General features: G+C 72.0%; 8 protein-coding genes and 1 tRNA gene. 2 read left to right on the top strand and 7 right to left on the bottom strand.

Annotated features, from left to right (window positions below):
- The 4 genes from DVA66_RS13130 to DVA66_RS13115 all read right to left on the bottom strand — a co-directional run.
- The coding region (locus tag DVA66_RS13130; protein ID WP_114560493.1) for a DEAD/DEAH box helicase family protein at positions 1-2140 on the bottom strand (2140 nt) is incomplete at its 3' end.
- Positions 2141-2193: 53 nt separating this feature from the next.
- Positions 2194-3096 (bottom strand): carbohydrate ABC transporter permease, encoded by a 903-nt coding sequence (locus tag DVA66_RS13125; protein ID WP_114560492.1) that lies wholly within the window; start codon positions 3094-3096, stop codon positions 2194-2196.
- A 13-nt stretch (positions 3097-3109) separates the two neighbouring features.
- Complete coding sequence (locus DVA66_RS13120; RefSeq protein ID WP_114560491.1) at positions 3110-4051, bottom strand: carbohydrate ABC transporter permease; 942 nt, start codon at positions 4049-4051, stop codon at positions 3110-3112.
- Positions 4051-5253, bottom strand: a complete 1203-nt coding sequence (locus DVA66_RS13115) for an ABC transporter substrate-binding protein (protein ID WP_198671735.1) — start codon at positions 5251-5253, stop codon at positions 4051-4053. The genes DVA66_RS13120 and DVA66_RS13115 overlap by 1 nt, the downstream gene beginning before the upstream one ends.
- A gap of 281 nt (positions 5254-5534) precedes the next feature.
- Here DVA66_RS13115 and DVA66_RS13110 point away from each other — a divergent pair, with 281 nt between their 5' ends.
- Together DVA66_RS13110 and DVA66_RS13105 are read left to right on the top strand one after the other, a co-directional pair.
- Entirely contained in the window at positions 5535-7553 is a 2019-nt protein-coding gene (locus DVA66_RS13110) for a thioredoxin domain-containing protein (RefSeq protein ID WP_332872872.1), read from the top strand.
- A gap of 62 nt (positions 7554-7615) precedes the next feature.
- Positions 7616-7689, top strand: a tRNA-Met gene (locus DVA66_RS13105).
- 175 nt (positions 7690-7864) lie between these two features.
- Here the strand turns inward: DVA66_RS13105 and DVA66_RS13100 are convergent.
- The 3 genes from DVA66_RS13100 to DVA66_RS13090 are packed head-to-tail and all read right to left on the bottom strand — an operon-like array spanning position 7865 to position 9071.
- Positions 7865-8287, bottom strand: coding sequence for a DUF899 family protein (locus DVA66_RS13100; protein WP_114560489.1), 423 nt, complete (start codon positions 8285-8287; stop codon positions 7865-7867).
- Positions 8287-8601 (bottom strand): ArsR/SmtB family transcription factor, encoded by a 315-nt coding sequence (locus tag DVA66_RS13095; RefSeq protein WP_114124703.1) that lies wholly within the window; start codon positions 8599-8601, stop codon positions 8287-8289. Before DVA66_RS13095 ends, DVA66_RS13100 begins: the two co-directional genes overlap by 1 nt.
- Positions 8598-9071 carry an SRPBCC domain-containing protein gene (locus DVA66_RS13090; RefSeq protein WP_114560488.1) on the bottom strand — a complete coding sequence of 158 codons (474 nt, stop codon included), beginning with the start codon at positions 9069-9071 and terminating at the stop codon, positions 8598-8600. The genes DVA66_RS13095 and DVA66_RS13090 overlap by 4 nt, the downstream gene beginning before the upstream one ends.
- Between the last annotated feature and the right edge of the window lie 133 nt (positions 9072-9204).

Here is a 9204-nt window from a genome sequence, read left to right as displayed (position 1 = left end):
CGGCGACGACCGCGAGCAGGACCCCCGCCACGGCTCCCGGATGCACCACGCCGGGCAGCTGCACCGTCCGGGCCCGCAGCCGTCCGGCCTCGTCGGGGACCACCGCGACCGCCCACGTACCGGTACCGAGCGGCCGCCGGCCCGGCACCAGCCGCAGCGTGTGGGCGAGCTCGTCGCGGTAGGGCTCCCCCACCCGCCACTGCTCGGCCAGCCGGTGGCGCTCCTCGGCGCGCCGCAGCATCCGGGCGTTGACCGCCTCGATCTCGGTGACCTCAGGCGGGTGGTAGGGCGAGAACGCCGGGTCGACGTGGCCGACGCCGTCGACCACCTCGCCGTCGGCGTCCACGCCCCAGAAGCCGGTGTGCTTGCGGACGAGGCGCTGCCAGTCGTTGGAGCCGCGCGGGTGCTCCGGGGCCAGCGCCACCACCGACCAGGTGACGGCCGTCTTGTCCGGCCAGCCGGGGTCGGTGCGCAGCGCCCGTCCGCGGGTCTGCACCACCGCGGTCGTGGTGGTGGCGGCGGTGAGGTCGACCAGACCGCTCACCCGGCGGGCGTCCCACCCCTCACCGAGCAGACCGCGCGTGCCGATCAGGACCTGGCTGTGGCCGTCCTCGAAGAAGTCGGTGACGCAGGCCACCCAGCGCCGGCTGTCCCAGCCGCCGGTGAGCACGGGCAGGCCCTCGTCCTCGCCCACCACGAGACCCAGCCCGGGGTCGCGCTGCTCGACGTACCCGGCGAGCTCTCGCAGGGTCTCCTCGGCCCCGGCGACCGTCCGGCCGGTGACCAGCAGCGGGCTGAGCAGCGCGGTGCCCGGGTCGTCCAGCAGCGTGCGCAGCACCGCCCGTGCCGAGCCGGCCTCCGGGGCGAGCACCTCGTCGAGGACGCCGGGCAGGGTGGCGCTGGCGCTCTCGTGGTCGCAGAGCACCAGCGCCCGCAGCCGCGGCCCGAGCTGGGCGGCCTCGGCGGTGAGCAGCTGGACGGCCGCTGCGGCCTTGGCCTCGGTGCGGGCCAGCACCCGGTCGACCGGGGAGCGTCCGGGCACGATCCGGGTGCGGGTCCAGCGGTAGCCGATCGAGGGCAGCACCGCCCGCACCCGCTCGAGCACCGCCCGGTCGCCCGGGTCCTCGGCGTCGAGCCCGCGGCGCAGCCAGTCGTCGGCCAGCAGCATCCAGTCGTCGGCGTCGGGCGGGCGGCGGTGGGTCTCCCGGAGCCGGGCGTCGGCGGGCAGGGCCAGCAGCCCGGCGGTGTACATCCGCAGCGCGGCATCGCACAGCTCCGGCTCGGCGGCCGCCAGCGCCGGCCAGGTCGTGGTGGTGCCGACCGGGGCGCAGAACCGGTGGTCGAGCCACTCCAGGAACCCGGTGCTGCCGTGCGCGGGGTCGGTGAGGTAGCTGCAGAGCTCGGCGAAGCGCACCCCGCCGTCGGCCAGCCAGTCCAGCTCGGTCTGGGTCGGGCGGACCAGCCAGGCCAGCTCGGCGAACGGAGCCAGGTCGCCCTCGCGGACCAGCGCCGGGATCGAGGCCTGGTAGACGACCTCGCGGAAGAGCTCGTCGACCAGCTCGGCCTCGGCGGCGGTGAGTGCACCGGGCGGCGTGGCGGTCAGCCCGAGCACCCGGACCTGCGGCAGCAGCTCGAGCAGCTCGGCCAGCAGCCTCCCCCACACCTCGAGCAGGTGGTGGCACTCGTCGAGGACCAGCAGCAACGGCCCGGCCGCCCGCAGCCGCTCGACCAGCGCCCGTCCGTTCGGGTGCAACCGGGCCAGCAGGGGCTGCTCCGCCCCGTCCTCGTCGACCTCGGCATCGGGGTCGAAGACCGCCAGCGACTGGTACGTCAGCGCGGTGAGCCCGGCCTCCAGGGAGCGGTCGTCGGCGACGGTGGCCGGCAGCTCGCCCGCGGCGGCCAGCGTGGCGGCCTCCTCCAGCCACTGGCCCTGGATGGCGGTGTTGGGCCCGAGGACGACCACCCGGCGCACCCGGTCGTCGGTGAGCAGCCCGGCGGCCGACCACAGCCCGACCAGCGTCTTGCCCGCGCCCGGGGGCAGCACCACCCAGGCGCGCGTGCCGCCGTCGCGCCAGAGGTCGGCGAGCGCCGTCAGGGCCTCGCGCTGGTGACGGCGCGGGACGCGCGGACGGGCTGGCACGGGGTCACTGTGCCAGCCCGTCCGTCACGTCGGGAGGAGCGTCGGGTGCGGGGTCAGCTCTTCGAGCCCTGCAGCGCGATGCCCTCGACGATGTGGCGCTGGGCGATGATGAAGACGATGAGCAGCGGGGCCGCCGCCAGCGTCGCGGCCGCCATCAGGCTCGTCCAGTCCGAGGAGTACTGGCCCTTGAACTGGTTCACCAGCAGCGGGAGCGTGAAGTACTCCTGGGTGTTGAGGAAGATGAGCGGGTGGAAGAAGTTGTTCCACTGGGCCAGGAAGATGAAGATCCCCAGCGCCGCCATCGGGGTGCGCAGCAGCGGCAGGATGATCGTCACGAAGATCCGGGCCCGGCTGGCACCGTCGATCGCCGCCGCCTCCTCGAGCTCGACCGGGATGTTGCGGACGTACTGGCGCAGCAGGAACACCCCGAAGGCGTTGAAGAGGATCGGCGGCACCAGCAGGGAGAGGTGGGTGTCCACCCAGCCGAGCTGGCCCATGATGATGTAGAGCGGGATGATCGTCATCTGCGCCGGGATCATCATGGTGGCCAGGAACACCAGGAACAGCGGCTCCCGACCGCGGAAGCGGATCCGGGCGAAGGCGTAGGCCGCCATCGCGCAGGTGAGCAGCGACAGGATGGTCACCAGCGCCGCGATGTAGAAGCTGTTCCAGAGCCCGGCGGCGAACGGGACGCCGGTGACCGCGTCGACGAAGTTGCTGGGCTGCCACTCACTGGGCAGCAGCCGCGGCGGCTGGAGGAAGATCTCGCTCAGCGGCTTGAACGCGGAGAAGATCATCCACAGGAACGGCAGGGCCATCAGCACGGAGCCGACGATGAGGACGACGTGCAGGACGATCCGGGCGACGCTGATCGGACGGCGCCGTCCGCCACGTCGGGCGTGGCCTTCGTCGACCGGGGTGACGAGGGGCGTGTTGCTCGCGGTGGTCACAGCCATGGGGATGCCTCACTCACTCCGTGTAGTGGACCCAGCGCCGCTGGGCGGCGAGCTGGAGACCGGTCAGGACCAGCAGGGACACGAACAGGCAGACCGCCACGGCGGAGGCGACACCGAAGTTGAACTCGGTGAAGGCGATCTGGACGATCTCGTACACGATGGTCCGCCCGGCCTGCGGGGCGTTGGTGTCGAGGAAGACGTAGATGTAGTCGAAGATCTGGAACGAGCTGATGATCGAGGTGATCGACAGGAAGAGGATCGTCGGGGAGATCATCGGCAGCGTGATGCGGAACATCTTCTGCACCTCGCTGGCCCCGTCGATGTCGGCCGCCTCGTACATGGTCGGCGAGATCGACTGCAGACCGGCCATGAACATGACGATCTGGTAGCCCAGGCCCTGCCAGATGGAGACGATGGCGAAGGCCGGGATGATGTAGGACGGGTCCTGCAGCCAGTCCGGAGCGGTGATGCCGACGCTGTTGAGCACCGAGTTCAGCGGGCTGATGTCGGGGTTGAACAGCCACAGCCAGATGGCCGCGACCGCGACGCTGGAGGTGACCACCGGGGCGAAGTAGAACGTGCGGTAGAAGCTCTTGAGCTTCCCGGCGTTCTGCATCATCAGCGCGATGAGGAACGCCGAGATCATCATCGGCGGCACCTGCAGCACGGTGAACCAGATGGTGTTGATGGCCGACTGGCGGATGTCGGGGTCGGTCAGCACGTAGGCGAAGTTGTCGAAACCGGCCCACGACCGGTTCCCGAAGCCGGACCAGTTGGACAGGCTGAGCACGATCGCGAAGACCAGCGGGCCGACCATGAAGACGATCAGGCCGACCAGCTGCGGGGCGAGGAAGCCCAGGGCCTGCAGGTTGTCATAACCCTTGCGGCGTCGCGGTGCCGGCGGGGCGGGATCGGTCTTGACGGGTGGTGGCGTGGTCGAGACGGTGGCGGTCATCAGCTCAACCTCTCCGGGTCGGCGATCATGTCGGACAGCTGCACCAGCAGCGTCTGGGCGTCGGTGGGGCCGGCCTTCATCACCTCGTCCATCGAGGGTGAGAACCGGGAGGCCAGCCGGGGGTCGCGCAGCAGCTCGCGCGGCATCGCGTAGCCCTTCTCGGCGCACTCCAGGAACAGCGCGCCGTGGGCCGGCACGCCGCCTTCGGTGACGACCTCCTCCAGCCCGTGCACCGAGGGGACGGCGTTGCCGCCGCCGGAGAGCCGGAACCGCTGGCCCTCGGTGTTGACGAAGGCACCCAGGAAGTCGAGGGCCGCGTCGGGGTTGATCGAGCGCTTGTTCACCGACATCGCCGCGCAGGCGACGCTGGCCGGCATCACGGTGCCGCCGTCCTTGGTGGGGAACGGGACCATGTCGTAGTTGAAGTCGAGCTCGCGCAGGTTGGGCAGCACCCAGCGGCCGGCGACCACGCAGGCCAGCTGCTGGGCCTGGAACAGCTGCTCCCCGCCCTGGCCCTCGGGCAGCGAGCCGCCGTAGAACATCGTCTCGGCCTGGAACTGCTCCAGGATCCAGCCGATCGTCTCGATCGCCACCGGGTCGTCCTGGAAGACCGGTCGGCCGTCCTCGAACAGCGTCCCGCCGAAGGTGGTGATCCAGCTGAACAGGTGGCCGTAGCCGGACTCGAAGGTCAGCCCCCGCTTGCCGGTGGGCTTGACCGCCTCGAGCACGTCGGTCAGCGCGTCCAGCGTCCAGCCGCCGTTGTCGAAGGTGTCGGCGGGCAGGTCGACGCCGGCCTCGGCCATGATGTCGGAGTTGAACCAGATGACCAGCGGGTTGCAGTCCACGGGCAGCCCGTACAGCTCGCCGTCGGGGTTGCGGCACCAGTCGACCAGCCCCGGGAAGTAGTCCTCCTCGGCGGTGACCGCGTCCGGTGAGGCGAGGTAGTCGGTCAGCGGGATGACCTGCTCCTCGAGGATCAGCGTCGGCATCATCGCGTCGTTGACGTAGAAGGCGTCCGGTGCGGCGCGTCCGGCCAGCTGGGTGAGCACCTTGGCGGTGTAGTCGCCGACGACCGTCTGGTAGACCGCGTTCACCCCCGTCTGGGCCGTGTACTGGTCGTTGAACTCGAAGAAGCGCTTGGCCTCACCGGGGTTCGCCCAGGACCCCCAGGTGACGGTGTTGTCCTCCGGTCCCCGCATCATCCGACCCACCCCGCAGCCGGACAGTGTGAGGCCGGCGCCGACCGCACCGCCCAACCCGAGCAGATGACGACGCGAGAGCGTCGGGGGCGACGAGCCCTGTGCCATGGGTTCCTCCTTGAACCGCTGGACCTGCATCGCCCGGGCCACGGGAGCCCGGGCTGTCAACGAAACGTGACGCGAGTCTGTGCCCGGCACATCGGCCTGTCAAGCACAACCGGATATCGATGGGACGTGTCCCATTCGGCGTCAGCGGGCCACCCGTGGGTACCGTGACCGAGGTGGTGAACCGACTCTCAGACGCGACCTCGCCCTACCTGCTGCAGCACGCCGACAACCCGGTGCACTGGTGGCCGTGGGGCCCCGAGGCCTTCGCCGAGGCCCGGCGTCGTGACGTCCCGGTGTTCCTCTCGATCGGCTACGCGGCCTGCCACTGGTGCCACGTGATGGCCCACGAGTCCTTCGAGGACGAGGCGACCGCGACGGTGCTCAACGAGGGGTTCGTGGCGGTGAAGGTCGACCGGGAGGAGCGCCCGGACGTCGACGCCGTCTACATGAGCGCCACCACGGCGCTGACCGGTCAGGGCGGCTGGCCGATGAGCGTCTTCCTCACCCCGGACGGGCTGCCGTTCCACGCCGGCACCTACTTCCCGCCGCGGCCGGTGCACGGGATGCCCTCGTTCACCCAGCTGCTCGACGCGGTGAGCGAGGCCTGGCGGGACCGGCGGGAGGAGGTCGTCCAGAGCGCGGGCAGCATCAGCTCCCAGCTGGCCCAGATCGCCTCGCCGCGGCTGCCCGGGGCGGTCGGCGAGCCCGAGCTGGAGCAGGCGCTGCAGCGGCTGGCCGGGGAGTACGACGCCGAGCGCGGCGGGTTCGGGCCGGCGCCGAAGTTCCCGCCGTCGATGGTGCTGGAGGCGCTGCTGCGGGCACGCAGCTCGACCTGGGTGTCGATGGTCGACGACACCTGCCGGGCGATGGCGCTGGGCGGCATGTACGACCAGCTGGGCGGCGGCTTCGCCCGCTACAGCGTCGATGCGGGCTGGGTGGTGCCGCACTTCGAGAAGATGCTCTACGACAACGCCCTGCTGCTGGGCGTCTACACGCACTGGTGGCGCAGCTCGGCCAGCCCGCTGGCCGCCCGGGTGGTGGCCGAGACGGTGGACTGGCTGGTCCGCGAGCTGCGCACCCCGCAAGGCGCCTTCGCCTCCAGCCTGGACGCCGACAGCCCCGACGACGGCGTGCTCGGCTCGCCCGGCCGGTCGCGGGAGGGCGCCTACTACGTCTGGACGCCCGCGCTGCTGCGGGAGGTGCTCGGTGAGGAGGACGGCGCCTGGGCCGCGGAGGCCTGCCGGGTGACGGAGGCCGGCACCTTCGAGGACGGCACCTCCACCCTGCAGCTGCGCGGTGACGTGGCGCTGGAGCGGTGGACGCCGCTGCGCGAGCGTCTGCGGACCGCGCGGGACCGACGATCACGGCCGGGCCGCGATGACAAGGTGGTGGCGGCCTGGAACGGCTGGCTGGTGGCCTCGCTGGTGGACGCCGCCGGGGTGTTCGACCGTCCGGAGTGGCTCGACCTGGCGCGGGAGGCGCTGACCCACGTCTGGGAGGTGCACCACGTCGACGGACGGCTGCGCCGAACCTCACGCGACGGCCGGGTCGGCGACTCCCACGCCGTGCTGGAGGACGTCGCCGCGCTGGTGCTGGCCGCCGTCCGACTGGCCGCCGCCGACGCCGACGGGCGCTGGCTGGAGCGGGCGACCGTCCTGGCCGAGCACCTCGTCGGGGCGTTCGGGGACGGCGAGGGCGGGTTCTTCGACACCGCCGACGACGGCGAGCAGCTGTACCTGCGGCCGCGGGACAGCACCGACAACGCGACGCCGTCGGGGCTGAGCACGACCGTGCACGCGCTGGCGGAGCTGTCGGCGCTCAGCGGCGACCCGCGCTGGGACGAGGCCGCGGAGCGGGCGGCGGCCGGTGCCGGTGGGCTGGTACCGCGGGCGCCCCGGTTCGCCGGCTGGCTGCTGGCCGACGCGGTGACCCGGCTGCGGAGTCCCCGGGTGGAGGTGGCGGTGGTCGGCGAACCCGACGACCCGCGGGTGGCCGAGCTGGCGCGGACCGCCCGGCTGCAGGCGCCCGCCGGCTCGGTGGTGGTGACCGGACGCCCGGACACCCCCGGGATGCCGCTGCTGGCCGACCGGCCGCTGGTCGACGGGCGTCCCGCCGTCTACGTGTGCCGGGGCTTCGTCTGCCGGCTCCCGGTGACCGACGTCGAAGCCCTGTCAGCCGAGCTGGCGGCGGTGTGACCTGGATGACACCGCCTCGATTTGGCCTCTGCGACACCAGCCGGTAATGTTTTCTGAGTCGCCGCGGGGTGGAGCAGCTCGGTAGCTCGCTGGGCTCATAACCCAGAGGTCACAGGTTCAAATCCTGTCCCCGCTACGAAGCGCGGAAGCGCAGGTCAGAGGCGGTCTTCGGAGAATCCGGAGACCGCCTCTGATGCTTCTCCGGCACCAGCCCCTCCCCTGACGTGGACCAAGACACCCCGGCCGGCTGGTACCAGGTGGGTCGCGGGTGGTGTCCCGTAGCCGGAGGCGCTCGAGCGCAGCCGCGAGGCTCAGTGGCAGTGCCGGGGTCCGGACGACGGGCCCGCTCCCCCGCGGCCTTGCAGGAGCACGGCGAACGTGATGTCGCGCGAGTGCAGGGCCGAGAGGTCGGACACCTGGTTCGTGTAGTAGCTGCAGCCCTCGCACTGGTCCGCCGCCGGGCGCCCCGGCCACCACATGAAGTAGTAGGCCAGCAGCTGTCGGCGGCCTGCGAAGGCGTCGAGGAGGGCGGTGGGACCCTCGGGGCCGAGGAGCTCGGCGCGGCCGTCCACCTCCACCATCGGAAGCCGACGACGCTCCGCCGCGATCGCGTCCGCCTCCCGGGTGTGCGCCTTCTCCCGCCGGCGCAGCCGCTCGACCTGCGCCTCGTAGGAGGCACGGTCGGTGAGCGGCGGCAGACCGGCGTTCTCGAGGGCGTCGGCTCGCGTGCCCATCACAGGTCCTCCGCGATCGCCTTGATGTCGGCGAGACGCCGCTCCCATGCCACGCCGATGGCCTCCAGACGCCGGGCCGTCGCGCTCAGCTCCGAGCCGAGCACCTGGTAGCGCACCTCCCGGCCGACCCGCACCGGTTCGACCAGCCCCACCCGTTGGAGGACCTCGAGGTGCTTGGCGATCGCCTGGCGGCTGACGGGTAGCCGGGTGGCGAGTGCCGACGCGGAGGCCGGTGCCTCACCGAGAGCGGTCAGGATGCTCCAGCGGGTCTCATCACCCAGCGCGGCACACACGGCGACCACGACCTCGTTCATCGGGTGGCCCCGAGGAGGGCGACCAACCGGTCCAGCTGCGCGTCCCAGCCGAGGCGGTGGCTCTCGAGGTTGCCGGTGGGATCGGTGGTGGTCTCGAACCCGGTCTCGGTCACCGTGAGCTGCGTGCCGCCGACGGCGGGCTCGAGGACGAAGGTGAAGACCGTCGAGTGCCTGGGATCGGGCCCGCCCCGGCCGGGTGCGGCGCCTCCGTCGTTCCACCAGCGGTAGGAGATGCTCCGGGGCAGGTCGGCCTCCTCGACGCGGATCGGGATGGCGGGCTCGCCCGGCCAGGTGACGGTGCCACGGGCCCCGGCGCCATCTCCGACGAGCACGGTGCGCCCGAACCAGCGGGAGATGTGCTCGGGCTCGGTGACGGCCCGCCACACCTTCTCCACCGGCGCGGCGATGTAGATGCTGCGACGCACGGTGGACGTCTCGTGGTCGACCACGGACAACGGGTTGTCGGTCATGTCGGTGTGCCTTCCTTCTCGGGTCAGTGCCTAGGCGGCGACGGGGTCGACGGTCCGCGAGGTGTCCTCGACGGCGGAGGCGGGCGGGCGCAGCCGGCTGGTGGCGATCGCGACGGCCACGGCGGTCGCCGCT

Source organism: Desertihabitans aurantiacus, from assembly GCF_003344635.1.
Taxonomy (GTDB): Bacteria; Actinomycetota; Actinomycetes; order Propionibacteriales; family Propionibacteriaceae; genus Desertihabitans; species Desertihabitans aurantiacus.
Note: the sequence above shows the minus strand (reverse complement) of the source record. Positions and strands in the feature narration are given on the sequence as shown.